This is a genomic window from Burkholderia sp. DN3021 (assembly GCF_049805555.1).
Classification (GTDB): Bacteria; Pseudomonadota; Gammaproteobacteria; order Burkholderiales; family Burkholderiaceae; genus Burkholderia; species Burkholderia pyrrocinia_C.
Genome location: NZ_JBNCAB010000074.1, coordinates 1 through 25221, shown reverse-complemented (window position 1 = coordinate 25221; position 25221 = coordinate 1). Strand labels below are relative to the sequence as shown.

Sequence of the window (25221 nt, the reverse complement as noted above, 5' to 3'; positions counted from 1 at the left end):
CAATGAATCCCGAACATTCCCCGCTCGGCAAGGCCACCGTCTACGCAGCCCGGTACGATGCGTCGCTGCTGTTCCCGATCCCGCGCGCGGGCGCGCGCGAGCAGCTCGGCATCGCGTCGGCGCTGCCGTTCTTCGGCACCGACATCTGGAACGCGTACGAACTGTCGTGGCTCAACGCGCGCGGCAAGCCGCAGGTCGCGGTCGCGACCTTCTACGTGCCGGCCGAATCGCCGAACATCGTCGAATCGAAGTCGTTCAAGCTGTATCTCGGCTCGTTCGCGCAGTCGAAGTTCGACTCGATCGACGCGGTGCGCGACACGCTGAAGCGCGACGTGTCGGCCGCATGCGGCGCGAGCGTCGCCGTGCAGCTCGTGTCGGCGCACGATTTCGGCAAGCTGGAAATGGACGAGCTCGACGGGCTGTCGCTCGACCGGCTCGATCTCGACACCGACGTGTACGAACCCGATCCGTCGCTGCTGTCGGCCGCCGAGAACGAAGCGCCGGTCGAGGAGACGCTCGTGTCGGACCTGCTGCGCTCGAACTGCCCGGTCACCGGTCAGCCCGACTGGGGCAGCGTGCAGATCCACTACGTCGGGCCGCAGATCGACCATGCCGGCCTGCTGCGCTACATCATCTCGTTCCGCAATCACACGGGCTTTCACGAGCAGTGCGTCGAGCGGATCTTCCTCGACATCCTGCATGCGTGCAAACCGGTGAAGCTCGCGGTGTACGCGCGTTACACGCGCCGCGGCGGGCTCGACATCAACCCGTTCCGCACGAACTACAACCAGCCGATGCCGGACAACGCGCGGACGGCGCGGCAGTGAGCGAGCGCCCCCTCTCAACGGCGGGCCACGGCATCCCGGACGGCGGACTGCCCGGGGTCATCCTTGCAGCGGCCGCTCCGGGAGGATTTCCACCAGGCGCAGCAGGTAACCGTCGGGGTCCTGCACCAGCATCTCGATCTGGCCATGCTCGATGTCGTCCTGCCGATACCAGGAAGTGCGCGGCTCGACGAACAGCGCCACGCCTGCGGCGCGGATCCGGGCGTGAATGGGTTCGAGCGAATCGACCTCGATCTGCAGATTGATCCCACGGCCGAACGGCGGTTCCAGCGGGCCCGTCAGCCAGCTCTCCGGACGGTGCTGTTCAAGCATGAGCTGGGCCGGGCCGATCTCGATGTATGCGAATCCGTCTTCCGGACGCTCGAAGCGGATCCGGAATCCCAGCACGTCACGATAGAAGCGAACGCTTCCGGCAAGATCCGTGCAGACCAGCTCCGGCGCCAGCGCAGCCCATTCCATGTTTTTCCTCTCAACGCAATCGTGCGGCACATGACAAAACGGGCCCGGCGCAAATGAATGCGCCGAGCCCGTTGCGTATCGGCTCGCCGTTGCGGGGTTACTTCGCCGGCGCCTTGTAAGCGATGCAGTCGACCTCGACCTTGCAGTCGATGACCATGCTCGACTGCACGCACGCGCGCGCCGGCGGATGCTCGCCGAAGTACGACACGAACACCTTGTTGAACGACGCGAAATCGCGCGCATCGTCGAGCCACACGCCGCAGCGCACGACGTGCTCGAGGCCGTAGCCGGCTTCCTTCAGGATCGCGATCACGTTCTCGATCGTCTGCTTCGACTGCGTGACGATCCCGCCTTCGACGACCTCGCCGTTCACCATCGGCGTCTGGCCCGACACGTACAGCCAGCCGTCGGCCTCGACCGCACGTGCGAACGGCATCACCTGGCCGCCGGTACCCTTCGCTTCGCCTACGCCATATCGCTTCATCGTTTCACTCCTTGTTTTGTCGACCCGGGCCGGCGCTTCAGCACCGCCCCGGATCCCGTGCAACGCTCGGTTGCGGATGCGCGCGCCGGCAGCGGCACACGCGAAGATCGGGACAATCGCCGCGTCCGGACTCAGAACGCAGCCTCGGCGCCCACCGGCACGCGCTCGCCGCGCGCGACGAAGCCGCCGGCGCGCTCGCCGGTCGGCTGGCCGTTCTCGTAGGTCAGCACGCCATTCACCCACACGGCATCGATCCCGTGCGCGGGCTGCTGCGGCTTCTCGAACGTCGCGGCGTCGATCACGCGCGCCGGATCGAACAGCACGAGATCCGCGTGATAGCCCACATGCACCTCGCCGCGCCGCGCGATCCCGTAGCGGCGCGCGGACAGCGACGTCATCTTGCGGATCGCCTCCTCGAGCGGCAGCAGGTTCGTGTCGCGCACGTAATGGCCGAGCACGCGCGGAAACGCGCCCCACAGCCGCGGGTGCGGCAGCGGATCGTTCGGCAGGCCGTCCGAGCCGACCATCGTCGCGGGGTGCGACAGGATCCGCCGCACGTCGTCCTCGGACATGTTGTGGTACACGGCGCCCGCCGGGCGGATGCGCTGCGCGGCTTCCTGCTCGGTCACGCCCCAGTCGGCCGCGATCGCCTTCAGCAGCTTGCCCGCGACTTCCGGGTGCGGCTCCGACCACGTGATCGTGATGTCGATGTCGCCCGTCACCTGCTTCAGGTCGAGCGTCGACGAGCTGCGGCTGTACGGATAGCAGTCGCAGCCGACCGGCTGGTAGCGGCGCGCGCCCTCGAGCGACTCGAGCACTTCGGTGCTACGCCCCCAGTTCGACGGGCCCGCGCATTTCAGGTGCGAGATCACGACCGGCACCTGCGCATGGCGACCGACGCGATACGCCTCGTCCATCGCGTCGAGGATCGCGTCGAACTCGGTGCGCATGTGCGTCGTGTACAGCGCGCCCGCATTCGCGAGCGGCTCGGCGAGCGCCATCACTTCCTCGGTCGGCGCCGCGAACGCGGAACCGTACGCGAGGCCCGACGACAAGCCGAGCGCGCCGTTCGCGAGTGCCTCCTCGAGCTGCGCGCGCATCGCGGCGATCTCGCCGCCGGTCGCCGCGCGGTCGAGGCGGTCCATCTGGTTGTTGCGCAGCGCCGTGTGGCCGACGAGCGCCGCGACGTTCACGGCCGGACGCGCGTCGTTCACGGCCGCGACGTAGTCGGCGAAGGTCGGGTACTGGAACGCGCCGCGCTCGCCGAGCAGGTTCATCGGATCGGGCGGATCGCCCGCGAGCGTCACCGGCGACGCGCTGATCCCGCAGTTGCCGACGATCACGGTCGTCACGCCCTGCGAGATCTTCGGCAGCATCTGCGGCGCACGGATCACGTGCGTGTCGTCGTGCGTGTGCACGTCGACGAAGCCCGGCGCGAGCGCGCGGCCGTTCGCATCGACGACGGTCTCGGCGAGCCAGTTCGACAGGTTGCCGATCGCCGCGATCACGCCGTTGCGGATCGCGACGTCGCGCGTGACGGGCGGTGCGCCGGTGCCGTCGTACAACTGCGCGCCGACGATCAGCGTATCGGCGGCTTCGGGATGCGAATGCATGGTCAGTCTCCTACCGGTTGACGGTCTCCGCCGCCGCGATGCGCATCGAGCGCATGCTTGATGCGGCGCAGCGATTCTCGGCCCGCATCGCCGAGCCGCAGCGCGACTCCGGTGACGAGCACGTCGATCGCCATCATCATCGCGTAGCGCGATGTCGACGGCTTGTAAATGAAATCGGTTTCGAACGCGACGACCGGGATCAGGTGGTCGGCGAGCTTCGCGAGCGGCGAAGCCGGCGCGGTGATCGCGATCAGCTTCGCGCCGTAGCGTTTCGCGAGGCGGCAGCTCTCGAGCAGCTCGGGCACGCGCCCGCTCACCGACAGCGCGACGACGACTGCGTCGCGCGACAGCGTCGCGGACACCATCCGCTGCAGCAGGCTGTCCTGGTAGCTCGCGACCGGCCGGCCGAAACGCACGAGCCGGAAGCGCAGCTCGTCGGCGAGCATGGTCGAGCCGCCGCCCTGCCCGTACACATAGATCATCTTCGCGCCGGCAAGCAGGTCGGCCGCCGCGTCGAACGACGTGTTGCGCAGCAGTTGGTGGTTGTGCGCGAGCGCCACGCGGATCTCGTCGTAGACGACCGACGCGGGGCTCGCGTCGGCGGTCGGTACATCGTCGGACGGCACCAGAAAACGCTGGCCGACGGCCGCCGCCTGCGCAACGAGCACCTTCAGTTCGCGCACGTCGCGGCAGCCGACGGCCTTCGCGAAACGCGTGACCGTCGCGGCGCTGACCTCCGCGTCGCGCGCGAGCGCGCCGATGCTCGCATGCGCGGCGCGCGCGAGATCGGCGAGGATGAACGCGGCAACCTTGCGCTCGGCTTCGCGCAGCTCGGGCGCGCATTCGGCGATCCTCGCGACGATGTCGAGGACCGGCGGGGCGGCCGAAGCCGGATGAGGCTCGGCCGCGAGCGGAGCGGACGGGGTGGCGGGCGTATTCATCTGCTGAAAAGGGTTCGAAGCTTGATGTTACTAAATAACATCACCGCGCCGATGCTACTTTCTGTACCATCGGCATGTCAACTTCAGTGCAATGCATAGTGATGATGGAGCGGGATGACATGAAAGTTACAAACTATCAGGAAGCGACGATCGATCCTTTCGGCAAGGGCCTCGGCAACCTGCCGAGCGCCAGCGTGCCGCTCGGCGACGCGGGCCGCCTCGAGTGGAACCTGCTCACGGAAGACGTCAGCCTGCCGGCTGCCGTGCTTTACGAGGATCGCATCGAACACAACCTGAACTGGATGCAGGCCTTCGTCCAGCGGTATGGCGTCAAGTTCGCGCCGCACGGCAAGACGACGATGGCGCCGCAACTGTTCCGCCGCCAGCTCGATGCGGGCGCGTGGGGCATCACGCTCGCGACCGCGCACCAGACGCAGGCCGCGTATCACGGCGGCGTGCGGCGCGTGCTGCTCGCGAACCAGCTCGTCGGCCGCCAGAACATGACGATCATCGCCGGGCTGCTGTCCGATCCCGACTTCGAATTCTTCTGTCTCGTCGATTCCGCCGAGGGCGTCGACCAGCTCGGCCGCTTCTTCGGCGACGCGAAGAAAACGCTGAACGTGCTGCTCGAGCTCGGCGTGCCGGGCGGCCGCGCGGGCGTGCGCGACGCCGCGCAGCGCGAGGCCGTGCTCGCCGCGCTCGCGCGCTATCCGGACACGCTGAAGCTGGCCGGCATCGAACTCTACGAAGGCGTGCTGAAGGAGGAAGGCGAGATCCGCGCGTTCCTGCAGGACGCGGTCGCGCTCACGCGCCAGCTGGCCGACGCCGGCCGCTTCGCGCGCACGCCGGCGATCCTGTCCGGCGCCGGTTCGGCGTGGTACGACGTGGTCGCGGAAGAATTCGCGAAGGCGTCCGACGCAGGCTTCGCGGAAGTCGTGCTGCGTCCGGGCTGCTACCTGACGCACGATGTCGGCATCTACAAGAAGGCGCAGACCGACGTGTTCGCGCGCAACCCGATCGCACGCACGATGGGCGAAGGGCTGCTGCCCGCACTGCAGCTGTGGGCGTACGTACAGTCGGTGCCGGAGCAGAATCGCGCGATCGTCGCGCTCGGCAAGCGCGACGCGGCGTTCGACGCGGGCCTGCCCGAGCCGGCGCGCCACTTCCGCCCGGGCCGCGACACCGCGCCGCGCGACGTCGCCGCCACCGAAGGCTGGGCCGTCACCGGGATGATGGACCAGCACGCATACCTGCAGATCCCGCCGGGCGCCGACGTGAAGGTCGGCGACATGGTCGCGTTCGACATCTCGCACCCGTGCCTGACGTTCGACAAGTGGCGCCAGGTACTCGTGCTCGATCCGCAGTTCCGCGTGACGGAAGTGGTCGAAACGTTCTTCTGACGCACGTTGCGCGCGCCGCCCCGCCGCTCGCGCGGGGCGGTCGTCACGCGCGCTTCAATCTGCCGGAGTACACTGCGCTTTCGTCCTCGGGGCTCCTCGCGGCCGTTGCGTCGGTCTGCCGCACGCGGCGCGAGCGGGCCCTCAACGCTGCTTCACTGGAGAAAGCCATGGCCGCGAAGAAGATCCTGTTCCTGACCGGCGATTTCGCCGAAGACTACGAAACGATGGTGCCGTTCCAGGCGCTGCAGGCCGTCGGCCATCACGTCGACGCAGTCTGCCCCGGCAAGCGAGCGGGAGACAAGATCAAGACCGCGATCCACGATTTCGAGGGCGACCAGACCTACACCGAAAAGCCCGGCCACCAGTTCACGCTGAACGCGGCGTTCGACGACGTCGACGCATCGCGCTACGACGCGCTCGCAATCGCGGGCGGCCGTGCGCCCGAATATCTGCGACTCGACCCGAAGGTGATTTCGCTCGTGCGCGAGTTCGCTGCGGCCGGCAAGCCGATCGCCGCGATCTGCCACGCGGCGCAACTGCTCGCGGCCGCCGACGTGATCCGCGGCAAGCGCATCTCGGCCTACCCGGCCTGCGCGCCCGAGGTGAAGCTCGCGGGCGGCGAATACGCGGACATCCCGGTCGACGCGGCCGTGACCGACGCGCCGTTCGTCACCGCACCCGCGTGGCCCGCGCATCCGGCATGGCTCGCGCAGTTCCTCGCGCTGCTGGGCACGCGCATCGAGCTGTGAACCTGAAGTGAATTGAGATGAGATGAAGCGCCGGCCGGCGGCGGGATTTCATGCCCGCTTGCCGGTCGCAATCGGTCGCCGACGCGACGTACGCGCCTGCCCGCGCCTCAGCGTGCGACCGGCGTCGAACCGACGTCCGCGATCCGCGATTCCAGCATCGCCAGCGCGCCCGACAGCGCATTCAGCACGTCGTCCGGCAACTGCGCCACCGTCTGTTCGAGAAACGCCTTGCGGCGCGGCAGGCACGCGTCGAACGCTGCGCGGCCGTCGTCCGTCAGCGTCACGTTGGTCACGCGGTTGTCGCGTGCGTCGGACTCGCGCTCGATCCAGCCGAGCGCGTCGAGCGACTTCAACTGGCGCGTGAGCGCGCCCGGATCGATGCGCAGCACTTCGACGAGCTTCTTCTGCGACGAATGTCCGCCCATCGTGTGCAACGCGACCATGATGCGCCAGCGCGGCATCGGCTGCCCGACGTGCGCTTCGAACGCGGTCATGAACGCGCGATACGTGCGTCCGAATTGCTGCAAGATCGCGACGCGGTCCTGTTCTTCCATGCGCTGATTTCGTTTCCGGTGAATCGTTGAATCGTTAATCGGCCGCGACGTGCGGCTCGATCTTGCGCCGCAGCGCGATCGGCGGCACGCGGCGGCACTGCCATACCGACACCACCGCGACGACGGCCGCCATCGCGACGCCCAGGTGAATCGCGCCGACGAGCGATTCGCGGGCCGCTTCCAGCAGCAGCGCGCCATTATGCCCGGCGCGCGTCAGCTCCGCGACGAGACCGCCCTGCGCCGCCCGGTCGATCAGGATCTGCGGATCGGCGAGCTGCGCATGCCACTGCATCGCATGGTCGGCCGCGAGTGCATTGCGCACGCCGCCAGAATACATCTGGTTGACGAGCGTGCCCGTCAGCGCGGTGCCGATCATCCCGCCGACCATCCGCAGCGACTGCAGCAGCGCCGTCGCGATGCCGAGATGTTCGCGGCCGGCCGCCTGCTGTGCGAATACCGTGAGGTTCGGCAGCACGAAGCCGAGCCCGATGCCGCCCGCGACCATCAGCGCCATCAGCATCCAGGTCGGCGTCGTGTGCGTCGACACGACGATGCCCGCGCATGCGATCGCGAACAGCACGAAGCCGACGTGCAGCATCGCGTTCGGATTGCGGATGCGCGTCACGACGCGGCCGTTCATGATGCTGCCGATCGTGATGAACACGACGAGCGGCGTGATCACGAGCCCGGCCTCCTTCGGCGACATCCCGAAGCCGCCCTGGAACAGCAGCGGCGCGTAGAACAGCAGCGAGAACATCGAGAAGCCGGCGAGGATCGCGAGCACGAACAGCGCCGACAGCGCGCGGTTGCCGAACATGTCGAACGGCAGAATCGGCTGCGCGCAGCGCTTCTCCCAGTGCCACAGGCCGATGCCGGCCGCGACCGCGACGACGAGCAGCAGCGACGCCCAGCTCGCAACGCCGTACTTCGGCAGCCATTCGACGAACAGCTGCAGCGCGCCGAGCGACAGCGCGATCAGCAGCGCGCCCGGCCAGTCGAGCCGCATCTTGCGATCGTGCTCGACGTGGCGCAGGTGCGGCAGGTAGCGCCACACGAACAGCAGCGACAGCAGGCCGACCGGCAGGTTCACGTAGAACACCGAGCGCCAGCCGAACGACTGGGTCAGCACGCCGCCGAGCGACGGGCCGACCGCGTTCGCGATGCCGAAGGCCGAGCTCATCAGCACCTGCCAGCGCAGCCGCACGACCGAATCGGGGAACAGGTCGGGAATGCACGCGAACGCGGTGCCGACCAGCATCCCGCCGCCGATCCCCTGCAGCCCGCGCGCGAGCACGAGGGTCAGCATGTCGTTGGCCATCCCGCACAGCACGGACGCACCGGTGAACACGACGATCGACACGATCACGAACGGCTTGCGGCCGTAGTAGTCGCCGAGGCGGCCGAAGATCGGCACCGTGATCACGGAACTGAGCAGGTACGAGGTCGCGACCCACGCGTACAGGTCGAAGCCCCTCAACTCGGCGACGATGGTCGGCAGCGCGGTGCCGACGACGGTCTGGTCGAGCGCGACGAGCATGGTGACGAACGAGATCCCGATCATCGCCAGCAGCGATTCGCGGAACGGCAAGACTTGCCCGCTCGAATGGTGGGCGGCAGTATGGACGGCCATTTTTTGTTGATGCAACTTTTGACGAGTCAAACAATCTCAAAATTCTAGCATGTCGGAGTAATCTAGGCCGGCGGCGGTCAAACCGCCCCCCGGCCGCCAAGGAGAATGATGGAACCGATTTCAGTCACCCCAGCGACAACGCTGTCGCCGGAGGACCGGGACGCGCTGCGGCGCGCGAAGCAGGTGCTGGAAAGCCCGTCGCTGACGATGAAGCTGACGGGCGTGCTCGGCGCGCCGGTCGAGAAGATGATCGCGCGGCTGCCTGATTTCGCGACCGGCAAGATCAACGATGCGACGCAGCTCGCGCTGCGCAAGTGCCTGAACATCGCGCTGCGCACGCTCGGCAAGCCGCAGGCGCCGGACGCCGAGCCCGAGAAACCCAGCAACCTGCTGCACAAGCTCGCGGTCGCGACAACCGGCGCGGCGGGCGGCGCATTCGGCTTTCTCGCGCTGCCGGTCGAGCTGCCGGTGACGACCACGCTGATCTTCCGCTCGGTGTGCGACATCGCGCGCAGCGAGGGCGAGGATCTCGCGTCAGTGGATACGCAGTTGCAATGCCTGGCCGTGCTCGGCATGGGCGGCAACCCGGACAAGCAGGAAGAGGACGCCGATCTCGGCTATTTCGTGCTGCGCGGCGCACTCGCGCAGGCGATCTCGAAGGCGTCTTCCGACATCACGACGAAAGGCATCGCCGCGCACAGCTCGGCGGCGGTATTCAAGCTGGTACAGACGGTGGCATCGCGGTTCTCGGTGCAGGTGACCGAGCAGATGGCCGCGAAGTCGATCCCGGCGATCGGCGCCGTGCTCGGCGCGACCGTCAACACGCTGTTCATCGACCACTTCCAGCAGATGGCGCACGGCCACTTCACCGTGCGCCGCCTCGAACGCAAGTACGGCCCGGCGGCCGTCCAGGCCGCCTATCAGGCGATCGACGCCTCGCCGACGCGCTGAACCGCGCGTTCGACCGCGACGCGGCGCAGGAACGCGGCCGCGCGATCGAGCGCATCGCGCGCTTCCGGCACCATCGGCGCGTAAAGCTGCCACACGTGCGGCATGTCCGGCCACACCTCGATCTCGACCGGCACGCCGGCCGCCTTCGCCTTCTCCGCGACACGGCGCGAATCGTCCAGCAGCACCTCGGTGCTGCCGACCTGGATATACAGCGGCGGCAGGCCCGCGAAATCCGCATAGAGCGGCGATGCGTACGGATGCGTCGCCGGCGCGTCGCCGAGGTACAGCTTCGCGGCCTTCGGCAGCGCAGCGCCGGCGAACATCGGATCGGCGCCGTCGTTGGTGCGCATCGTATCGCCCGTGCCGGCCAGGTCGGTCCACGGCGAGAACAGGATCGCGCCGGCCGGCAACGGCTCGCCGCGATCGCGCAGCGCGACGAGCGTCGCGAGCGCGAGGCCGCCGCCGGCCGAATCGCCGCCGAGCACGATCGACTCGGGCGGCGTGCCGAGCGCCAGCAGTTGACGGTACGCGGCCAGCGCATCGTCGAGCGCGGCCGGGAAGCGGTTTTCGGGCGCGAGCCGGTAGTCGAGCGAGAACGAGCGCACGCCCGCGCGCTTCGTCAGGCCGAACACGAGCGGCCGGTGGGTCTTCGTCGAACAGAAGTAATAGCCGCCGCCGTGAAAGTACAGCAGCGTGCGACCGGGCGCGCGACCCGCACCCGCGTCGGTGCGTTCGAGCCATTCGCCGCGCAGCGGCGCGTCGCCCGCGCCATGGCATTCGCGCAGCCGGTAGCCCGACGGCGCACGGCGCGGCACGACCATCCGCAGGTCGGTAAAGCGCCGTGCGCGGGCGGGATCGAGCACCTCGCGCGTGGTCTCGGGACGGAACTGCCGGCGCAGCAGCCAGCAGGCGAACTTGCTTTGCCAACTCATCGGACGCACTCCTTAATCACAGTGTGACGATGGTACGTGCGATCGTTACCGCGCCGCTCGAACGGAGCCTCTATATCAAACGCCGGCGCTCAGTTCGCCGGCATCAGCTGGCCGCGGATCTCCCCGGACGGGTGCTCCTTCGTATGGACGTTGAAATACCACTTGCCGCCCATCAGGTCGGTGACCTGCGCGTCGGTCAGCACCTTCGAACCCTTGATCGGGCTCGCGAGCTCGTCCTTCGGAATCGGCACCTGCACGCCGGCGTTCTGGCCGACCGGCGCGGGCCCATGGAAGTGCGCGGCCGTCGCCGGGCCGGTGAGGTGTTCGTAAGTCACCATCCATTGCAGCGTGCGGCTGGCCGTGTCGTAGGTGGCGTCGACGGCGCCCGAGCCCTTGGTCGCCGTCGGCGGCACTTCGCTCGACGGCTGAAGACTGGCGGACAGGCGCACCGTTTCGGCAGCGGCGCTGCCGGCGGCCAGCACGCCCGCGAGTAACGCGACCTGGAGCAAACGCAGCTTGAGCATGGACTCTCCTTGCACGACGTTGTACGCCGCCCGAACGGGGACGCTACACATGATGGTAGTCGATCGCCGCCGATCCGGGAGTCCTCCGAACGGCCATGCCGCGAATCGCCGCACGCCCATCGGCGCGCCGCGCACGGCAGGTCGTCTCGCGCGACGCATCGCGTCAGTCTGCGTCAACCTGGAAGAGACCTTTGCAGCCTGACGCCTGAATCCGCGCGCGGCCTTTCGCTACACTTCGTCTCACAGTTGCTTGTTTCCTTCGTCCGAAGGAGTCTGCGAGTATTCACGCGGCCACCCGGCCGCGTTTTTTTTGCGTGCGCCGCGCGGCCTGGCGATGTGGCATGCCGGCATCGCAACGTGAATCCGCATTCGTCATATGACAAGCATGACGAAGCAATTTCCGCTGCTTCTCCTTCGCATCGAATATCGCGCTGCCCATCCTGTCGTGCGGCGCGAGGACGCGCACCAAGCCGGCCTCGGCTACCGCTTCTAGCGGCCGCGCGGCCGCCCCGCGTCACGCGCGATAGCCGGGATCGATGCGATCGACGATGCGCTGCAGCGCGTCGAACGCGTCCTGCCCCGCGCCATGCTTCGGGTCGAAATTCAGCGAATCGCGAACGCACGCTTCGAGCACCGGCGGCGCGATCGGCAGCGCGTCGCCGATCGCGTGCGTGGCAACCTGCACCTCGCAAGCGCGGTTGAGCAGCCACATCAGCGAGAACGTCTGCGCGAGCGTCGCGCCGATCGTCACCGGCCCGTGGTTGCGCAGCAGCAGCACGGGCCGCCCGCCGGCGCTCTCGACGATGCGCCGCCCCTCCTCCAGATGCACGGTGATGCCCTCGAAGTCGTGATACGCGATCTTCCCGTACAACTGCGCCGAATAGAAATTCGAGAACGACAGGCCGTCGCGCGAACAGCACACGGCCATCGCGGGCGTCGTGTGCACGTGCATCACGCAGTGCGCGTCGGGCAGCGCCGCATGGATCGCGCTGTGGAACGTGAAGCCGGCCGGATTGATCGGCCAGTCGGAATGGCCGATCACGTTGCCGTCGATGTCGATCTTCACAAGGTTCGACGCACACACTTCGCGGTAATGGAGCCCGAACGGGTTGATCAGGAAATGCCCGTCCTCGCCCGGCACGCGCAGCGAGATATGGTTGTAGATCAGCTCGGTCCAGCCGAGATGATCGAAGATGCGGTAGGCCGCCGCGAGCTGCACGCGCGCCTGCCATTCGGCTTCGGAGAAGCGGGCGGGACGCGTAAACGGCTGGTTCGGTACACGTTGCATGGGGCACTCCGGTTGCGGGCGTGCGCGTCCGCGCGGGCGGCTGCGCGCATCGTCCATCGTCTCCTGGCGCCGCACGCGGCTCATGCGGCGCGTCGTTCGGTCACCGCCCCGGCCCCGCATTGCGAGAGCCGTCCGGCGACGTCTTCACGATACGCATATCGGTGCGCACACAACCATATCACCTTTCCCCGCGCACCGGTATCGCGGGTTTGGCCTGAGCCGTTCCGGCCCTTACAACTGGTCGTCGACCGGCAGCAGCATGAAGACGCCGGTCATCATGTTGCGCAGCAGCCCCGCGTGCGGATCGACGTGATAAGTGGTCGGCCGGCCGTCGTCCGTGCCCGTCCACTCGAGTTCGGGCGCGCCGCCGCCCGCCGGCGTCGCGAGGCTCACGCGATAGCTTTCGTCCGGCTGCGTCACGCGCGCGAAGATCGTCGCGACCTGCTGCGCGAGCGCCGGACTGTGGATCACGAGCGCCAGTTCGGTATTCAAGTGCGCGGAACGCGGATCGAGATTCATCGAGCCGATCACGAGGATCTTCCGGTCGATCACGTACGCCTTCGCGTGCAGGCTCGCGCGCGAGCGCGATCCGAACAGGCGCGGACGCTGCCGGCCGGGCTGCGCCTTGAACTCGTACAGCTCGACGCCGTGCCGCAGCAGCGGCACGCGGTACGGCCCGTAGCCGGCCTGCACCGCAACCGCGTCGGTCGCGGCGAGCGAATTCGTCAGGATCGCGACGCGCACGCCGCGCGCGGTCGTGTCGCCGAGAATCTTCACGCCCGCGTCGTGCGGCACGAAATACGGCGAGAACGCGAGGAATTCCCGCTGCGCGCCGCGCGTCAGCTCGACGAGGCGCCGCATCGGCGGGCTCACGTACGCGTCGGTCGGCTGCGCGACCTTGTCGGGCGCGTCGACCTTGAACTCGGCCGGCGCCCACACGAGCGCGAGCTCGTCGCGCGCGATCTGCTGCGCGAGCGGCGTCGCGTTCAGCGGCTTCGCGTTGTACGGATCGGCGTTCTGGCGCCAGTGGTTGCGCAGCTCGTCGCGCATCGCGTCGAGATCCTTCGGATCGAACGACTGGTGATTCAGCATGCGCAGCGGATAGCTGCTCGCGCTCGCCCAGTAGGTGTCGAAGCTCGCCGAGATGTCGTTCGTCACGGGGCCCGCGGCAAGCACGTCGAGATCGCGGAACTGCAGCGTCGGGCTCGCACTGAAGTATTCGTCGCCGAGATTGCGGCCGCCGACGATCGCAATCCGGTTGTCCGCGATCATCGCCTTGTTGTGCATCCGGCGCGTGAAGCTGTCGATACTCGTGAAGAAATTGGTCGTGCGCTCGACCATGCCCTGCTGCGACGCGCCGAACGGGTTGAACACGCGGATCTCGATGTTCGGGTGCGTGTTCAGCGCGGCCATGATGCGGTCGATGTCGCGGAAGTTCAGGTCGTCGACCAGCATCCGCACACGCACGCCGCGATCGGCGGCGTACAGCGCCGCGGCGAGCAGCAGCTTGCCCGTCGTGTCCTCGGTTGCGATGTAGTACTGCATGTCGAGCGTCTTCGTCGCGGCGCGCGCGAGCGCGATGCGCATCTGCAACGCCTCGGCGCCGTCCGCCAGCAGCCGAAAACCCGACTGGCCCGGATGCGCGGCCTCGGGCGCGGCCAGCGCGTCGCGCAGCGGCGTCGCGGTATCGGACGGCAATGCATGGGAAACCGGGCGATCGAGCGTGGTGGCGGGCGGATGCGTCGCGCACGCGGCGACGAGCGACAGCAGCACGCAGACGGCCAGCGCACGGGCTGGGCCGCATGCGGCGCGCCACGACAGCGCGGCCTGCGCGCGCCGGATGAAAGACGTGAGCACGGAAGCTTCCTCGACTGGCGGAACAAGGGTCCGCATTCGCCGCGGCGCGAGGCTGGCGGGCGGTTCCAGCCGATTTTAGTGGGCGCCCGATGAACCGGTCAATCGCGCGGGTGGCGCAAGCGGCGCCCCGCTGCGGCAGCGGGCGTGTGGGCGGCCGGCGATCGACCGCGGAACTGGCGTCGCGGTCCGACCGCCCCGGATCCGCCCGCCGGGCGGCCCGCGCACCGAAACGGTCCGACCAATCTCATGCCCCGTCGCCGCTGCGCTCGAAATGGCTGCGCACGTAGTCGATGTGCGTCTGCATCGCGGTGCGCGCCTCTTCGGGCCGATGCGCGCAAATCGCGTCGCACACGACACGGTGCTGCAGCAACAGCAGCTCGGACGCCTGCTCGTCGCCCGTCGTCATGCCTGCCACGTTGATCGAGATGTGCTCGCGCAGCATCCCGATCACGCTCGTATGCAGGTGCAGGAACATCGTGTTGTGCGACGCGAGCGCGATCGCCTCGTGCAGCTTCGCGTCGGTCGCGGCTTCGACGGCCGCGTCGTCGTTCGCATGCGCGGTTTCGAGTTCGCGCAGCAGCGTGCGGATCCGGCGCCGGTCGTTCGCGTCGGCCCGCAGCGCAGCGAAATATGCGGTCGCGCCTTCGAGCACGCGGCGGAATTCGAGGATGTCGTCGCGCAGCGCCGGATGATCGGCGACCAGCTGGCCCCACGGCGACGCGATGCCCGCGCGCAACTGGTCCGTCACGTAGACGCCCGCGCCGCGCCGGCTCTGCAGCAGCCCGCGCGCGACGAGCCGCTGGGTCGCCTCGCGCACCGTGTTGCGCGCGACGCCGTACTGCTGCGCGAGCACGCGCTCGGCCGGCAGGCGCGCGCCGGCCGGCCAGGTGCCGTCGAGCAGCGCCGTCTCGATCTTGCGCATCACCACTTCGGTCCGGCCCCGTGCCGTCATCGCTGCCATCGTCGCGTCTCCCCCCGGAATACCCGTCGCGCCGATTGGCCCAACCAATTTGAGCTGCGGCGCCGTCGCGGGAATTATGCAGCGAAATCGTCGTCCCGCATCCGCATGCCGGGCCGTCGCCACTGGAGCGAGACATGAACGAAAGGCAGTACCCCGCCGCCCCCGCGCACGTCTATCTGTTCGCGACCTGCCTGGTCGACCTGTTCGTCCCCGAAGCGGGGCTCGACGCGGTCCGCCTGCTGGAGCGCGAAGGGCTGACCGTCCACTATCCGCGCGGCCAGAGCTGCTGCGGGCAGCCGGCCTACAGCAGCGGCAATCCCGACGAAGCGCGCCGCGTCGCGGCCGCGCAGCTCGACCTGTTCGCCGAATCGTGGCCCGTGATCGTGCCGTCCGGCTCGTGCGCGGGCATGATCCGCCACCATTGGCCGGCGCTGTTCGCCGACGATCCCGTCCACGGCCCGAAGGCGCGCGCGATCGCGGAGCGGACCTACGAACTCGCCGAATTCCTCGTCCAGGTGCTCGACGTGCAACTCGACGCGGCCGCGGCGAGCGCCGGGCCGGACGAGCGCGTCGTGCTGCACACGTCGTGCGCGGCGCGCCGCGAAATGGGCACGCGCGGGCACGGCGTCGCGCTCGTCGACGCGCTGCCGGGCGTGACGCGGATCGAACACGAACGCGAATCCGAATGCTGCGGCTTCGGCGGCACGTTCTCGCTGAAGCATCCCGACATCTCCGGCGCGATGGTGCGCGACAAGGTCGCGTCGGCCTGCGCGACCGGCTGCGACCGGCTCGTGTCCGCGGACTGCGGCTGCCTGCTGAACATCGGCCATGCTGCGACCAAGGCCGGCGCGGCGCTGCCGGTCGAACATCTTGCGAGCTTCCTGTGGCGGCGCACGGCCGGCGCCGCGCCGCTGCGCGGAGACAAGCAATGAGCGCGCGCGACGCGATTCTCGCGCGCCTGCGCAGCGCCGCCCCGGGCGTCGCCGCGACGGCCGCCCCCGCACTCGACGCGCGCATCGACACGCATTACGACACGCGCCGCGCATCGGCCGCGCGCGATCCGCACGCGCTCGTACAGGCGATGCAAGCCGCGCTCGCCGCGTCGCACGCGGAGGTCTGGTGCGCGACCGACGACGCATGGCCCGCGCAGCTAGCCGCGCGCCTCGCCGAAGCCGGCGTGCGCCGCCTGCTGCTCGACCCGGCCCGCGCCGAATCCGCGGCGCTCGCCCGCGCGCTGCCGGACGCGGTCGCGCCCGTGCCGTTCGACCGGCCGATCGACGCGTGGAAGACCGAACTGTTCGACACGATCGACGCGGGCTTCACCGTCGCCCGCTCGGGCGTCGCGGCCACCGGCACCGTCGTGCTCGCGCCCGATGCCGGCACGCCGCGCACGGTGTCGCTGGTGCCGCCGCTGCATGTCGCGCTCGTCCACGCGAACACGCTGCATGCGGACCTGCACGCAGCCGTGCACGCGGAGCGCTGGCACGCCGGCATGCCGACCAACCTCGTGCTGGTGTCGGGCCCGTCGAAGACATCCGACATCCAGCAGACGCTCGCCTATGGCGCGCACGGCCCGCGCCGCCTGTGGGTCGTGATCGTCACCGATCCGGCTGCCGATGCCGCGGCCGCCCGGCCGGCCGCAACCGCTCGCGAGGACCAGCCGCGATGAGCGACCACACGCTGCAATTCGTCGCCCCCGGCGACTTCAAGGCCCGCGCGCGCGCCGCGCTCGACGATCCCGCACTGCGCCGGAGTTTTCGCGGCGCGATGGATTTCCTGCAGGGCAAGCGCGCGACGCAATTCCCCGACGACACCGAGTTGCAGCAGTTGCGCGATCTCGGCGAAGCCGTGCGCCAGCACGCGCTCGCGCAGTTGCCCGCGCTGCTCGAGCGGCTGGAGGCGAAGCTCGTCGAAGCCGGCGTGCACGTGCACTGGGCCGAGACGGCCTCCGACGCGAACGCGATCGTGCTCGGCATCGCGCAGGCGAAGAAGGCGCGCCGCGTGATCAAGGGCAAATCGATGGCGAGCGAGGAAATCGAGCTGAACCATTACCTCGCGGATCACGGCGTCGACTGCATCGAGTCCGACATGGGCGAGTTCATCGTGCAGCTCGCGGGCGAGAAGCCGTCGCATATCGTGATGCCGGCGATCCACAAGACGCGCGGCGACATCGCCGAACTGTTCGAGAAACACATCCCCGGCACGCGCTACACGGAGGACGTCGACGAGCTGATCCAGACCGGCCGGCGCGCGCTGCGCCGCGCGTTCGCCGACGCGGACATCGGCCTGTCGGGCGTGAACTTCGCGGCAGCCGACACGGGCACGCTGTGGCTCGTCGAGAACGAAGGCAACGGCCGCCTGTCGACGACGGTGCCCGACACGCACATCGCGATCATGGGGATCGAGAAGGTCGTCGAAAAACTCGAGCACATCGTGCCGCTGTCGAGCCTGCTCACGCGCTCGGCCACCGGCCAGTCGATCACGACCTACTTCAACCTGATCTCGGGCCCGCGCCGCGACGGCGAACGCGACGGCCCGCGCGAACTGCATCTCGTGCTGCTCGACAACGGCCGCACGCAGGCCTACGCGGACGAACAACTGCGCGCGACGCTGCAGTGCATCCGCTGCGGCGCATGCATGAACCACTGCCCCGTCTATACGCGCATCGGTGGCCACGCGTACGGGACGACCTACCCGGGGCCGATCGGCAAGATCATCTCGCCGCACCTGCTCGGCCTCGACGCGACGGCCGACCTGCCGACCGCGTCGACGCTGTGCGGCGCATGCGGCGAGGTATGTCCGGTCCGGATCCCGATCCCGGAACTGCTCGTGCGGCTGCGCACCGAGGCGAACCGCAAGCCCGACGAACCCGTCGCGCATCCGCTGCGCGGCCAGGGCGCGAACTACAACCGCGCGGAAGACCTCGTGTGGCGCTTCTGGTCGGGCGCATTCGCGCATCCGCGCGCGTACCGCGCGTTCCGCTGGACGGCGACGCGCCTGCGCGCGCTGACACCCGCGAAACAGATGGGCTGGACGCAGCACCGCACGCCGCTCGAACCGGCGCCGCGCAGCCTGTCCGACCTGCTGCGCGCACGCGGCCAGCCCGAATAGACACCGCTTTCCCGACCGTACCCATAGAGATACAGACACAGATGGAGGAGACAACCATGCAGGTTTGGCATCAGATCTACACCCCGCTCGGCAGCCTCGGGCTGTCGGCGTTCGTCGCCGCGATCCCGATCATCTTCTTTTTCGTCGCGCTGGCCGCGCTGCGGATGAAGGGCCACGTCGCGGCCGCGATCACGCTGCTGCTGTCGCTCGGCGTCGCGATCCTCGCGTACGGGATGCCCGTGCCGCAGGCGCTCGCGGCGGCCGGCTTCGGCTTCGCGTACGGCCTGTGGCCGATCGCGTGGATCATCGTCGCGGCCGTGTTCCTGTACAAGATCGTCGTGAAGACCGGCCAGTTCGACGTCATCCGCGCATCCGTGCTGTCGATCACCGACGACCAGCGCCTGCAGATGCTGCTGATCGGCTTCTCGTTCGGCGCGTTCCTGGAAGGCGCGGCCGGCTTCGGCGCACCCGTCGCGATCACCGCCGCGCTGCTCGTCGGCCTCGGCTTCAAGCCGCTGCACGCGGCCGGGCTGTGCCTGATCGCGAACACCGCGCCGGTCGCGTTCGGCGCGATGGGCATCCCGATCATCGTCGCCGGACAGGTGACGGGCATCGACCCGTTCCACATCGGCGCGATGGCCGGCCGCCAGCTGCCGCTGCTGTCGCTCGCGGTGCCGTTCTGGCTCGTGTTCATGATGGACGGGCTGCGCGGCGTGCGGCAAACCTGGCCGGCCGCGCTCGTCGCGGGCGGCAGCTTCGCCGTCACGCAGTACTTCACGTCGAACCACATCGGGCCCGAGCTGCCGGACATCACGTCGTCGCTCGTCAGCCTCGTCGCGCTCGCGGCGTTCCTGAATGTATGGCAGCCGCGCACCGCGCAGCAGCCGGCCGGCGGCATCGTCGCGACCGGCGGCGGCGCTGCGCTGGCCGGTTTCGGCGCGGGCAAATTCGGCGCGGGCAAGTTCGACGCGGGCGGCACGGGCACGAGCCGGCAGGCGTCGCCGTACACGCTCGCGCAGACGGTGCGCGCGTGGTCGCCGTTCCTGATCCTGACGGCCGTCGTCACCGTGTGGAGCATCGCGCCGTTCAAGGCGCTGTTCGCCGCGCACGGCGCGCTCGCGTCGACCGTGCTGAAGTTCCATGTGGCGGGGCTCGACCAGCTCGTCGTGAAGACCGCACCGATCGCCGCGACGCCGAAGGCGCTCGAAGCCGTGCTGAAGATCGATCTGGTGTCCGCGGTGGGCAGCGCGATTCTCGTGACCGCGCTGATCTCGATGGCGCTGTTGCGGATGAAGCCGCGCGACGCGCTCGTCACGTTCGGCGAGACGCTGAAGGAGCTGACGCGCCCGATCCTGTCGATCGGCCTCGTGCTCGCGTTCGCGTTCGTCGCGAACTATTCGGGGATGTCGTCGACGCTCGCGCTGATGCTGGCCGCAACCGGCGCCGCGTTCCCGTTCTTCTCGCCGTTCCTCGGCTGGCTCGGCGTGTTCCTGACCGGCTCGGACACGTCGTCGAACGCCCTGTTCTGCTCGCTGCAGCAGGCCACGGCCCATCAGCTCGGCGTGCCCGAGACGCTCGCGGTGGCCGCGAACACGACGGGCGGCGTGACCGCGAAGATGATCTCGCCGCAGTCGATCGCGGTCGCGTGCGCGGCGACGGGCCTCGTCGGCAACGAGTCGGCGCTGTTCCGCTTCACGGTGCGGCACAGCCTGCTGTTCGCGGTGATCGTCGGCTTGATCACGCTGGTGCAGGCGTACGTGCTGCCGGGGATGGTGCCGTAAGCGGCGCGCACACCCGCAAAAACAAAACCCCACGCCCGGAAGAGCGTGGGGTTTTTCTTTCTGCCTGTCGATCGTCGGCGTCGGCCGGCGAGCGGCTGCGCGATCAGCTGCCCTTCGCGATGCGATCCTCGATGTGCTGCGCACGGCTCGTCGAAGACGGGTGCGAGCTCATCATCGAGCTCTGGCCGCCATCGAGCTTCGCCAGCTTCTGGAATGCGGTGACGAGGCCCTTCTGGCTCATGCCCTTCTGCTTCATCAGGTCGAACGAGTAGTCGTCCGCCGCGCTTTCCTGCGTCTGCGAGAACTGCGCGTTGATGAACTTCTCGGTGATGTCGCCGAGCTGCGAGCTCGTCAGCGCCGCCACGCCCGGCGATGCCGCGCCGGCCGCGCTGCGCGCTGCGCTCACCGCGTACGCCGTCTGCATCGCCTTCTTCGAGTGACCCAGTGCGACGTGGCCCATTTCATGGCCGATCACGCCGCGCAGTTCGTCGTCGTTCATCATGTCCATCAGGCCGCTGTACACGCGCACGCAGCCGTTGCCCATCGCCCACGCGTTGACGTCCTTGGTCACGTAGACCTTGTAGTTGACCTTCTGGCCATTCAGCGTCATGTCGCCGAAGCCCTTCATCACCTTCGTCAGGCGCTTCGAATACGCGCTGTTCGCCGGCGCGATCTTCGATTCGGCGTCGCTGGACTTGCACGAGTCGTTCGACAGCGCGGCGATGTCCGCATCCGACAGCGTCGCTGCCTTGAACAGGTTCGTCCCCGCCGACGTCAGGCCGTTCGCGTCGAGACTCTGTACCCCGCCGCATGCGCTCAACAGGAACGCCATGCCACACGCTGCCACCGCTTTCTTGAGTTGCATCCCGGATCCCTCGATAGTTGTATTTGGGAGCGGCGATTTTGCATAATCCGGCAGAAAATTACCAGATGTTTACATCCGATGACACCTTAATTACTCATAGGATTGATGCGAAGCGGCGATTTTCAGCGGAATTGAAGATCAAACCCGAAGCAATCGCCGCGAGCGAACGACGATCGGGAGGGAAAACGGGCGCGCCGCTCAGGCCGCCTGGTCGCGGCGTCGCGTCAGCCGCCGCGCGACCAGCATCGGCAGCCGCACCGCGAAGCCGGTGAAAAGCCGCAGGTGCATCCATGCAAGCAGCGCGTTGTCGCGGCCGTAGTGGAAATGCGACACGCCGCCCTCGTGCCGGCCGAAGTAGCGCACCGGCGCGTCGATGCGGATCGGACGTACGCCGGCCCAGCACAGCCGCACGGCCGCTTCGGGATCGAAGTCGAAGCCGCGCATCCACGGCTGGCGCCGCATGATCGCGGCGAGCGGCGCGACCGGATACACGCGAAAGCCGTACAGCGAATCGCCGATCCCGGCCCACAGCGTCTCGAGGTCGGCCCAGGCGTTCGACAGCCGGCGCCCCTGCACGCGCAACTGCGGCGCACTCGCGTCGAACTTCGGCACGCCGAGCACCATCGCATCGGGCGCGGCCTGCGACGCGGCCATGAAAGCGGGAATCAGGTCGGCCGGATGCTGGCCGTCGGAATCCATCGTCAGCACGTGCGTGAAGCCGCTCGCGGCAGCCGCGTCGAGCCCTGCGAGCACCGCGGCGCCCTTGCCGCGGTTCTCCGGCAGCACGATCACGCGCAACCCCGGATCGTGCTCGGCCATCGCCTGCAGCCGCTCGGCGCTGCCGTCGGTGCTGCCGTCGACGACGACCCACACCGGATTCCACTGCGCGCGGGCATTGCGCACGGTCGTGTCGACCTTGGCGCCAGGGTTGTAGCTCGGAATCAGGACGAGGTGGGTGGACGAGGCGTGCAGCTTGGACATGGAAACGGCCGATTGCGAAGACAGGGATCCTGACAAAAGTTTATGACTTGCCGGCGACTGGCGGCAGGCTTCGTCGACGCCGCCCGTATGCGGTGCCGGTTGCCGGATCGTGAAGTTCTCCCGCTTCATGACAGCCGCTCCATCGCGTGCCCCGCGCTCGCCTCGATCTCGACCAGCAGGTCGTCGCGGCATACGTCCGCATGGACGAAGAGCGGCCGCACGCCGGGGCCGGCCGCATCGCGCAGCACCCGATCGATCTCGGCAAGCGCCGCGGCATCGCCGACGTCGCGCACGTAGACGCGATAGCTCAGGTCGGCAAGCGAGAACGGGCCATGCCCCTGCCGCGCGGCCTGCTCGAGCACGGCCGCGAGGTTCGCGACCGTCTCGCGCGTTTGCGCGACGACGTCGCCGCAATGCACGGTGCGGTGCCCGACGATGCTCGCGGTGCCCGATACGAACAGCACCGGCGCGGCGCCGCCGTCCTCCCAGGCCGCTGCACGCGCGAACGTCGGCGCACGCGGGCCGTATTGCGCCGGATAGTGATACGCGCTGACCTGGCGCGGGTTCTCGACCGGATCTGCGGGCGTGCGGCTCGCGATGAAATGGATCGCGAGCGGCGCGGCCGGCAACGCGTCGCCCGCGACCGGCACGACCGAACCGAGCGCGCACGCGGCCGGCACGCCGCCCGTCAATGCGCGGCGGCACGCGTCGAAGGCGTGCTGACGGCCGATATTGAACTGACGATAGCGTTCGATCCCGAACTGCACGGCGTTGATCGCCGGCACGGTATTCCAGATGCGCAGCGGATGCGGCATGCCGAGCGTATCGAGCACGTCGAACAGCGTGCGGTAAGCATCGTGCGTCGCGCGTTCGAGCGGCGTGCCGCCGTCGCGCTGCGTTTCGTGCGTTTCGTGCACGACGATGCTGCCGAACACGAGCCCCGCCGCTTCGCTGTAGCGATAGTGCAGCGCACCGCGCCGTTCGCTGCGCAGGTCGCGCGCATTGCATTGCCAGATTTCGCAGACGGCATCGCCCGGTGCGACGCCGGCGCCGAGCAGCGCCATCTGCACCGGTGCGACCGGCAGGTCGGGGGCTGCATCGGCCAGCATTCGTGCCGCCGCATCGGCGTGCGATTCGGCCTGCGATTCTGCGTTCAATTCGTCCGGCAATCCGGCCGCGCCGATGCACACCGCGCCCAACGCACCCGGAAACGCGCAGTCGATTCCATCGCCACGCATGCGCGCATCGTGCAGCAACGCAGCGAGCCGCGCATGACTCATCCGGACGAGCTGCAGTGCGAGGTCGCCACCGTGTGCGAGCGGCGCGCCCGATCGCGATGCGTCCGGCCCGCCGGCCGCCTGCCCGCGCGCGAGCGGCGCGGTGGCTGACGACAGGGAACACGGGCGCCGTTCGGCGTCGACTGGATGCACGGACACTTCGATTTCCTCACTATGCGATGCAGGCCGCGCGACATCGCAGCCAGCATCGCGTTGCGCGACGTCAGGCCGACACCGCGCGTTTCGTCATGCGAGCCCGCCGTTGACGGACATCACCTGCCCCGTCACATAGGCCGCGGCGTCGGACACCAGATACGCGACCATCGCCGCGACCTCGTCGGGCCGGCCCGCGCGCTGCACGGGCACGAGCTGCTTGATCCGTTCGGCGGGAAACGCCTGTTCGGCCATCGGCGATTCGATGATGCCGGGCGCGACCGCGTTCACGGTGATGCCGCGCGACGCGAGCTCCAGCGACAGCGATTTCGTCGCGCCGATCAGCCCTGCCTTCGCGGCCGCGTAATTGACCTGCCCGCGATTGCCGGTCATGCCGGCCACCGATGCGATGTTGACGATCCGCCCGCGTCGCGTGCGAATCATCGGCAGCAGCAGCGGCTGCGTGACGTTGAAAAAGCCGTTGAGCGTCACGTCGATCACGCTGTGCCACTGCCGGCGCGACATGCCGGCCATCGGCGCGTCGTCGTGAATGCCGGCGTTGTTGACGAGGATCTGCACCGGCGCTTCGTCAGCGAGCGGCGCCAGCGCGGCGAGCGTCGCGTCGGCGTCGGTCACGTCGAACGCGATCGCGCGCGCGGTGCCGCCGGCCGCGACGATCTGCTGCGCGACCGCCTCCGCCTGCGCGAGATGGCGGTTCGCATGGACCCACACTTCATGGCCGGCCTGCGCGAGCGCCATGCAGATCGCCTGCCCGAGTGCGCCGCTGCCGCCCGTCACGAGCGAGCGCATCGCATTGCTCCGTTCATCGCGTTTCACCTCGATCGACGCGGCGGCGCATCGTCTGCCGATCGCCGCCGCATGCCGTCGTCACCTGCGCGCCGCGCCCGTGCGCGGCGCCGTCACTTCGTACGATGCGCGGCCACGTACGCGGCCAGCGCGCCGAGCGTCGCAAAGATCTTCTGGTTATCCGGATTGTCCGAGCGCAGTTCGAAGCCGTATTTCTTCGAGATCAGCAGCGCGATTTCCAGGATGTCGATGGAGTCGAGCCCGAAACCTTCGCCGTACAGCGGGGTCTCGGCCGTCACTGTTTCGAGCGGGACGTCTTCGAGATTCAGTTCGCCGATGATCAGCGTGGCGAGCTCTTGTTCCAGTGCGTTCATCATGCGTGCGAGCAGGCGGCCAATGGCAGCGGGAGGCGCCCGGAAACGGCAACCGTCGTGCACGCCCGGCGCGTGCAAATCTCCGTCCCTCCGGCGTCTGCCGGCGTCCCCGCCTGCGTTATTTGGGGATCGTTTGTAAAAGTTACGCGGATTCTAGACGATGGGTATCGGCCCGTATACCGAGATTGGTTACAGACTGGCGGGCCGGCGCCGCGGCCCGTTTCGTGACACGAATGCACGAGACGCTTGAGCCGCTTTGGATGGAAATGGACCGACCCCGCGAAACCGTTCGTCCGGTGCCATACAATCGGTTACAAAACCCGCACACGCCCGCCCCGAACACGCCATGCCTCGGCCCTAAAATGGGCGCACTCGACTACCGGCCCCGACCCGCGTCCCGGCTACCCATTCATATGATGTTTGACGGCCCGACCACCGCGTTCGGCCACGATCCGCCCGATGTCTCCAGTCATGCCGCGTCCGTCCTTCCACTCCGTTCCGGTTCGCCCGTCCGTCCGCTGCCGCCTGGCGGCCGCCGGCGACGCGCGCCCGCGCCCGCACGGAGGCCGCCGATGAGCAGGCTGCTGTCCATCGCGCGCGGCGTCGCCGCGGTCGGCGCCGTGGCCGCCTACCAGGCCGGCGCGCACTACGCGGCCGCGACGCCCGGCGCACACGGCTTCGGCC

Annotated in this window: 25 protein-coding genes and 1 pseudogene; 9 read left to right on the top strand and 17 right to left on the bottom strand. The window is 68.7% G+C overall.

Going from position 1 to position 25221, the window contains the following annotated elements:
- Nucleotides 1–2: 2 nt before the first annotated feature.
- Nucleotides 3–827, top strand: coding sequence for an NADPH-dependent 7-cyano-7-deazaguanine reductase QueF (queF, locus tag ACPUER_RS28020; RefSeq protein WP_175962041.1), 825 nt, complete (start codon nt 3–5; stop codon nt 825–827).
- A 57-nt stretch (nt 828–884) separates the two neighbouring features.
- Here the strand turns inward: queF and ACPUER_RS28015 are convergent, their stop codons facing one another.
- From ACPUER_RS28015 to ACPUER_RS28000, 4 genes are all read right to left on the bottom strand, one after another.
- Nucleotides 885–1304, bottom strand: a complete 420-nt coding sequence (locus tag ACPUER_RS28015; protein WP_425132684.1) for a bleomycin resistance protein — start codon at nt 1302–1304, stop codon at nt 885–887.
- A 97-nt stretch (nt 1305–1401) separates the two neighbouring features.
- Nucleotides 1402–1788 carry a RidA family protein gene (locus ACPUER_RS28010; RefSeq protein WP_006751946.1) on the bottom strand — a complete coding sequence of 129 codons (387 nt, stop codon included), beginning with the start codon at nt 1786–1788 and terminating at the stop codon, nt 1402–1404.
- A 131-nt stretch (nt 1789–1919) separates the two neighbouring features.
- The gene (locus tag ACPUER_RS28005) at nt 1920–3401 is read right to left on the bottom strand and encodes a D-aminoacylase (RefSeq protein WP_310142949.1); all 1482 of its coding nucleotides are present in this window, start codon (nt 3399–3401) and stop codon (nt 1920–1922) included.
- Between the two features lie 2 nt (nt 3402–3403).
- Entirely contained in the window at nt 3404–4342 is a 939-nt protein-coding gene (locus tag ACPUER_RS28000) for a MurR/RpiR family transcriptional regulator (protein ID WP_175962044.1), read from the bottom strand.
- A gap of 119 nt (nt 4343–4461) precedes the next feature.
- Here ACPUER_RS28000 and ACPUER_RS27995 point away from each other — a divergent pair, with 119 nt between their 5' ends.
- Complete coding sequence (locus ACPUER_RS27995; RefSeq protein WP_425132683.1) at nt 4462–5742, top strand: amino acid deaminase; 1281 nt, start codon at nt 4462–4464, stop codon at nt 5740–5742.
- A 167-nt stretch (nt 5743–5909) separates the two neighbouring features.
- Complete coding sequence (locus ACPUER_RS27990; RefSeq protein ID WP_034179017.1) at nt 5910–6491, top strand: DJ-1/PfpI family protein; 582 nt, start codon at nt 5910–5912, stop codon at nt 6489–6491.
- A 107-nt stretch (nt 6492–6598) separates the two neighbouring features.
- On the opposite strand, the gene ACPUER_RS27985 is transcribed toward ACPUER_RS27990, so the two are convergent.
- On the bottom strand, nt 6599–7045 hold the full coding sequence (locus tag ACPUER_RS27985) for a MarR family winged helix-turn-helix transcriptional regulator (protein ID WP_034179018.1): 447 nt from the start codon (nt 7043–7045) through the stop codon (nt 6599–6601).
- A 34-nt stretch (nt 7046–7079) separates the two neighbouring features.
- Nucleotides 7080–8675, bottom strand: coding sequence for an MDR family MFS transporter (locus ACPUER_RS27980; RefSeq protein ID WP_175962046.1), 1596 nt, complete (start codon nt 8673–8675; stop codon nt 7080–7082).
- A gap of 108 nt (nt 8676–8783) precedes the next feature.
- Between ACPUER_RS27980 and ACPUER_RS27975 the strand changes: the two genes are divergently transcribed.
- Nucleotides 8784–9626 (top strand): EcsC family protein, encoded by an 843-nt coding sequence (locus ACPUER_RS27975; RefSeq protein WP_425132682.1) that lies wholly within the window; start codon nt 8784–8786, stop codon nt 9624–9626.
- Here the strand turns inward: ACPUER_RS27975 and ACPUER_RS27970 are convergent.
- The 6 genes from ACPUER_RS27970 to ACPUER_RS27945 all read right to left on the bottom strand — a co-directional run bounded on the left by ACPUER_RS27970 (nt 9596) and on the right by ACPUER_RS27945 (nt 15188).
- Nucleotides 9596–10558 (bottom strand): alpha/beta hydrolase, encoded by a 963-nt coding sequence (locus ACPUER_RS27970; RefSeq protein WP_310142971.1) that lies wholly within the window; start codon nt 10556–10558, stop codon nt 9596–9598. The genes ACPUER_RS27975 and ACPUER_RS27970 overlap by 31 nt on opposite strands.
- 89 nt (nt 10559–10647) lie before the next feature.
- Nucleotides 10648–11082, bottom strand: a complete 435-nt coding sequence (locus tag ACPUER_RS27965) for a CHRD domain-containing protein (protein WP_175962049.1) — start codon at nt 11080–11082, stop codon at nt 10648–10650.
- A 283-nt stretch (nt 11083–11365) separates the two neighbouring features.
- Nucleotides 11366–11551, bottom strand: coding sequence for a hypothetical protein (locus ACPUER_RS27960; protein ID WP_175962050.1), 186 nt, complete (start codon nt 11549–11551; stop codon nt 11366–11368).
- 45 nt (nt 11552–11596) lie between these two features.
- Nucleotides 11597–12370 carry a class II aldolase/adducin family protein gene (locus ACPUER_RS27955; RefSeq protein WP_175962051.1) on the bottom strand — a complete coding sequence of 258 codons (774 nt, stop codon included), beginning with the start codon at nt 12368–12370 and terminating at the stop codon, nt 11597–11599.
- A 231-nt stretch (nt 12371–12601) separates the two neighbouring features.
- Nucleotides 12602–14227, bottom strand: a complete 1626-nt coding sequence (locus ACPUER_RS27950; RefSeq protein ID WP_425132681.1) for a phospholipase D family protein — start codon at nt 14225–14227, stop codon at nt 12602–12604.
- Between the two features lie 244 nt (nt 14228–14471).
- Nucleotides 14472–15188 (bottom strand): FadR/GntR family transcriptional regulator, encoded by a 717-nt coding sequence (locus ACPUER_RS27945; protein ID WP_175962053.1) that lies wholly within the window; start codon nt 15186–15188, stop codon nt 14472–14474.
- Between the two features lie 134 nt (nt 15189–15322).
- On the opposite strand from ACPUER_RS27945, the gene ACPUER_RS27940 reads away from it, so the two are divergent.
- Genes ACPUER_RS27940 through ACPUER_RS27925 form a run of 4 tightly spaced genes read left to right on the top strand, consistent with a single transcriptional unit; the run spans nt 15323 to nt 20080 of the window.
- Entirely contained in the window at nt 15323–16120 is a 798-nt protein-coding gene (locus ACPUER_RS27940; RefSeq protein ID WP_425132680.1) for a (Fe-S)-binding protein, read from the top strand.
- Nucleotides 16117–16857 (top strand): LutC/YkgG family protein, encoded by a 741-nt coding sequence (locus ACPUER_RS27935; RefSeq protein WP_425132679.1) that lies wholly within the window; start codon nt 16117–16119, stop codon nt 16855–16857. Before ACPUER_RS27940 ends, ACPUER_RS27935 begins: the two co-directional genes overlap by 4 nt.
- Nucleotides 16854–18299, top strand: a complete 1446-nt coding sequence (locus ACPUER_RS27930) for a LutB/LldF family L-lactate oxidation iron-sulfur protein (RefSeq protein WP_425132678.1) — start codon at nt 16854–16856, stop codon at nt 18297–18299. The genes ACPUER_RS27935 and ACPUER_RS27930 overlap by 4 nt, the downstream gene beginning before the upstream one ends.
- Before the next feature lie 56 nt (nt 18300–18355).
- Nucleotides 18356–20080 (top strand): lactate permease LctP family transporter, encoded by a 1725-nt coding sequence (locus tag ACPUER_RS27925; RefSeq protein ID WP_425132677.1) that lies wholly within the window; start codon nt 18356–18358, stop codon nt 20078–20080.
- A 103-nt stretch (nt 20081–20183) separates the two neighbouring features.
- On the opposite strand, the gene ACPUER_RS27920 is transcribed toward ACPUER_RS27925, so the two are convergent.
- The 5 genes from ACPUER_RS27920 to ACPUER_RS27900 all read right to left on the bottom strand — a co-directional run bounded on the left by ACPUER_RS27920 (nt 20184) and on the right by ACPUER_RS27900 (nt 24537).
- On the bottom strand, nt 20184–20945 hold the full coding sequence (locus ACPUER_RS27920) for a M48 family metalloprotease (RefSeq protein WP_425132676.1): 762 nt from the start codon (nt 20943–20945) through the stop codon (nt 20184–20186).
- 198 nt (nt 20946–21143) lie between these two features.
- Nucleotides 21144–21926 (bottom strand): glycosyltransferase family 2 protein, encoded by a 783-nt coding sequence (locus tag ACPUER_RS27915; protein WP_111016112.1) that lies wholly within the window; start codon nt 21924–21926, stop codon nt 21144–21146.
- A 125-nt stretch (nt 21927–22051) separates the two neighbouring features.
- Complete coding sequence (locus tag ACPUER_RS27910) at nt 22052–23362, bottom strand: endoribonuclease L-PSP (protein WP_425132675.1); 1311 nt, start codon at nt 23360–23362, stop codon at nt 22052–22054.
- Nucleotides 23363–23449: 87 nt separating this feature from the next.
- Nucleotides 23450–24166: a 3-oxoacyl-ACP reductase FabG gene (gene fabG, locus ACPUER_RS27905; RefSeq protein WP_425132674.1), complete on the bottom strand. Its 717-nt coding sequence runs from the start codon at nt 24164–24166 to the stop codon at nt 23450–23452.
- Nucleotides 24167–24276: 110 nt separating this feature from the next.
- Entirely contained in the window at nt 24277–24537 is a 261-nt protein-coding gene (locus ACPUER_RS27900) for a phosphopantetheine-binding protein (RefSeq protein WP_043187455.1), read from the bottom strand.
- Between the two features lie 362 nt (nt 24538–24899).
- Between ACPUER_RS27900 and ACPUER_RS27895 the strand changes: the two are divergent.
- Nucleotides 24900–25221, top strand: a pseudogene (locus ACPUER_RS27895) (hypothetical protein); the annotation flags it as partial.

Excerpts from the sequence above, each read along its gene's own strand:
- ACPUER_RS27925 (WP_425132677.1), top strand. The coding sequence starts at position 18,356 with ATGCAGGTTTGGCATCAGATCTACACCCCGCTCGGCAGCCTCGGGCTG.
- ACPUER_RS27900 (WP_043187455.1), bottom strand. The coding sequence starts at position 24,537 with ATGAACGCACTGGAACAAGAGCTCGCCACGCTGATCATCGGCGAACTG.
- ACPUER_RS27915 (WP_111016112.1), bottom strand. The coding sequence starts at position 21,926 with ATGTCCAAGCTGCACGCCTCGTCCACCCACCTCGTCCTGATTCCGAGC.
- ACPUER_RS28000 (WP_175962044.1), bottom strand. The coding sequence starts at position 4,342 with ATGAATACGCCCGCCACCCCGTCCGCTCCGCTCGCGGCCGAGCCTCAT.
- ACPUER_RS27975 (WP_425132682.1), top strand. The coding sequence starts at position 8,784 with ATGGAACCGATTTCAGTCACCCCAGCGACAACGCTGTCGCCGGAGGAC.
- ACPUER_RS27990 (WP_034179017.1), top strand. The coding sequence starts at position 5,910 with ATGGCCGCGAAGAAGATCCTGTTCCTGACCGGCGATTTCGCCGAAGAC.
- ACPUER_RS27985 (WP_034179018.1), bottom strand. The coding sequence starts at position 7,045 with ATGGAAGAACAGGACCGCGTCGCGATCTTGCAGCAATTCGGACGCACG.
- ACPUER_RS27930 (WP_425132678.1), top strand. The coding sequence starts at position 16,854 with ATGAGCGACCACACGCTGCAATTCGTCGCCCCCGGCGACTTCAAGGCC.
- ACPUER_RS27970 (WP_310142971.1), bottom strand. The coding sequence starts at position 10,558 with ATGAGTTGGCAAAGCAAGTTCGCCTGCTGGCTGCTGCGCCGGCAGTTC.
- ACPUER_RS27995 (WP_425132683.1), top strand. The coding sequence starts at position 4,462 with ATGAAAGTTACAAACTATCAGGAAGCGACGATCGATCCTTTCGGCAAG.
- queF (WP_175962041.1), top strand. The coding sequence starts at position 3 with ATGAATCCCGAACATTCCCCGCTCGGCAAGGCCACCGTCTACGCAGCC.
- ACPUER_RS27965 (WP_175962049.1), bottom strand. The coding sequence starts at position 11,082 with ATGCTCAAGCTGCGTTTGCTCCAGGTCGCGTTACTCGCGGGCGTGCTG.
- fabG (WP_425132674.1), bottom strand. The coding sequence starts at position 24,166 with ATGCGCTCGCTCGTGACGGGCGGCAGCGGCGCACTCGGGCAGGCGATC.
- ACPUER_RS27955 (WP_175962051.1), bottom strand. The coding sequence starts at position 12,370 with ATGCAACGTGTACCGAACCAGCCGTTTACGCGTCCCGCCCGCTTCTCC.
- ACPUER_RS27945 (WP_175962053.1), bottom strand. The coding sequence starts at position 15,188 with ATGGCAGCGATGACGGCACGGGGCCGGACCGAAGTGGTGATGCGCAAG.
- ACPUER_RS28015 (WP_425132684.1), bottom strand. The coding sequence starts at position 1,304 with ATGGAATGGGCTGCGCTGGCGCCGGAGCTGGTCTGCACGGATCTTGCC.
- ACPUER_RS27935 (WP_425132679.1), top strand. The coding sequence starts at position 16,117 with ATGAGCGCGCGCGACGCGATTCTCGCGCGCCTGCGCAGCGCCGCCCCG.
- ACPUER_RS28010 (WP_006751946.1), bottom strand. The coding sequence starts at position 1,788 with ATGAAGCGATATGGCGTAGGCGAAGCGAAGGGTACCGGCGGCCAGGTG.
- ACPUER_RS27920 (WP_425132676.1), bottom strand. The coding sequence starts at position 20,945 with ATGCAACTCAAGAAAGCGGTGGCAGCGTGTGGCATGGCGTTCCTGTTG.
- ACPUER_RS27980 (WP_175962046.1), bottom strand. The coding sequence starts at position 8,675 with ATGGCCGTCCATACTGCCGCCCACCATTCGAGCGGGCAAGTCTTGCCG.
- ACPUER_RS28005 (WP_310142949.1), bottom strand. The coding sequence starts at position 3,401 with ATGCATTCGCATCCCGAAGCCGCCGATACGCTGATCGTCGGCGCGCAG.
- ACPUER_RS27940 (WP_425132680.1), top strand. The coding sequence starts at position 15,323 with ATGAACGAAAGGCAGTACCCCGCCGCCCCCGCGCACGTCTATCTGTTC.